At 60.3% G+C, this 1939-nt stretch carries 2 protein-coding genes; one reads left to right on the top strand and one right to left on the bottom strand.

Going from position 1 to position 1939, the window contains the following annotated elements; all coding sequences use genetic code 11:
* On the top strand, positions 1-1407 hold a 1407-nt coding region (locus H9656_RS13965), incomplete at its 5' end, for a site-specific integrase (RefSeq protein ID WP_225212571.1).
* Between the two features lie 19 nt (positions 1408-1426).
* Here H9656_RS13965 and H9656_RS13960 read toward each other — a convergent pair.
* Positions 1427-1867, bottom strand: coding sequence for a surface-adhesin E family protein (locus H9656_RS13960; protein ID WP_191744872.1), 441 nt, complete (start codon positions 1865-1867; stop codon positions 1427-1429).
* Positions 1868-1939: the final 72 nt, after the last annotated feature.

The raw sequence follows: 1939 nt of genomic DNA, 5'->3' as shown, positions 1-1939 counted from the left end.
GTCTACACAAAGCGTCTACACAACGTTCGAACGCATCTCGTTCGAAAGCGCGGTAGAATTCACTACCGGCGCCGTGTGCCGGAACCCCTTCAAGGCATCATCGGGAAGAAAGAAATCTGGAGATCGTTAGGGACGGACAGCCCAACGGTGGCCAAGCGTCGCGCCTTACGAGTCGCAGCCCAGATCGAGCATGAGTTCGAAGTCGCCCGCTCAAAGGTTGGCCTGAACGTCGATCCGATCATGCTCGAAGCGTTCACCGAACCGGCGCCCGTTGCGTCGGCCCCCGTCGTCGAGCCTGAAGTCCGGAACGGCATCACCCTCGGCGATCTCTACGACGCATACATGGATGATCCGACGCGGGATTGGTCGCCAACGACGCGGATGGCCTATCAGACGACCAAGCGGCTCGTCATGGCGATCCTCGGCGCAGATACGCCGGTGCGTTCCATTACTCGCAGCCAGTGCCGCGACATGATCGAGGTGCTGCGCTGGCAGCCCCGCAACGCTTCGAAGCTGTTCCCAAAGCTTTCTCCTGTCGAGATCGCAGAACGGGCGAAGGCCGGGGGCCGCACGGACCTGATCAACGCTGCCAACATTAACACCTACCTGAACAAGCTCGGCGGGGTGCTGAACTGGGCGGTGAAAGAGGAGTTGCTGGACCGCAATCCGGCGCAAGGCCTGCGCGTGCCCGACCCGGTTGCTCGCCGTGACAAGCGGCTCCCGTTCTCGACCGGTCAGCTACAAGCAATATTCTCGGCGCCGCTCTATACCGGCTGCCGCGACGACGGGCACGGCTACGCCACGCCCGGCCCGGAGCGGCCCCGCAACGCTCGGTTCTGGATTCCATTGCTGTCGATGTTCGGCGGCCTCCGTCTAAACGAGGCCTGCCAACTCGACGTGGCCGACATCCGGCGGATCGACGGCGTGGACTGTTTCGTCATCACCGAACGATCAGAGGGCGACCACCATGACAAACGGCTGAAGACCGCATCCAGCGAACGGCTCGTCCCCATCCATGCCACGCTCCTCGATCTCGGCTTCATGGACTTCGTAAGCCAGCGGAAGCGCGCCGGTGAAACCAAGCTGTTCGCAGAGGTGGGCATGGGCGCCACCGGCTATCGCTCCACGACCTTCTCTGCTTGGTTCCGACGTTTCGTCGCCAAGGCCGGAGCAGACTCGCCAAAGACCTGCTTTCACAGCTTTCGGCACGGCTTCCGAGACGCCCTTCGCGAGGCGCGCATCGACCGCGATATTGCGTTGATATTGGGTGGCTGGGCGGCTGGAAGCGGGTCCGCTTCCGTCTCCGACGCATATGGCAGCGGCTACCGCATCATGACGCTGAAAGAGGCCATCGACCGGGTGGCGTATCCGAACCTCGACCTTGATCACCTATATGATGGATCGTGACGCTCATCGACTTCTGCCGTCAGTTTTGAACTTGACGATAGGCCGCTACAAATGCTGACGGATTGTCCCACCCTTTGTCACCGTAGGCCTCGTTGAAACAGGCAGCACGCATATTAGCGTAGCCAACACTGTCGGGGACGAGGGGCATCCACGCAATGCGTCCGCTAACGGAACCAAGGCTCGTCCCATCCTCCGCATACTCTACGATTGTGGTGAACGCGCTTTCGTCTCGGTCGCAGTCAAAAAGTGTCCGGATCAGGGAGTAGCCGACACCATCGCTATCGGACACCGGGTTCACTGCCAAAACCCAAGCAGATATGCCTCTCGCTTCCGTTCGAACTGAACCAAAGTCGATCCCAAAGGCACCAGCGTTATTAATGGTGACTAACCGCCAATCGCCAGCATGAGCCACGCTGGTCAGCATCGACATTGCTACCGCGGCACAAACTCGTCGCTTCATTAGCGTCTCCTTCCAACTCCACCCGAATAGCAGCGGTGCCCAAACAAATCACCTTGAAGGAATGGCCGCGCA

The sequence above is a fragment of the Brevundimonas guildfordensis genome (assembly GCF_014836405.1).
Classification (GTDB): domain Bacteria; phylum Pseudomonadota; class Alphaproteobacteria; order Caulobacterales; family Caulobacteraceae; genus Brevundimonas; species Brevundimonas guildfordensis.
The sequence above is the reverse complement of the archived record's forward strand: the minus strand, read 5'-3'. Positions and strand labels throughout refer to the sequence as shown.

Bases quoted from the DNA above. Each gene is read 5' to 3' on its own strand.
- H9656_RS13960 (WP_191744872.1), bottom strand. From the start codon at position 1,867: ATGAAGCGACGAGTTTGTGCCGCGGTAGCAATGTCGATGCTGACCAGC.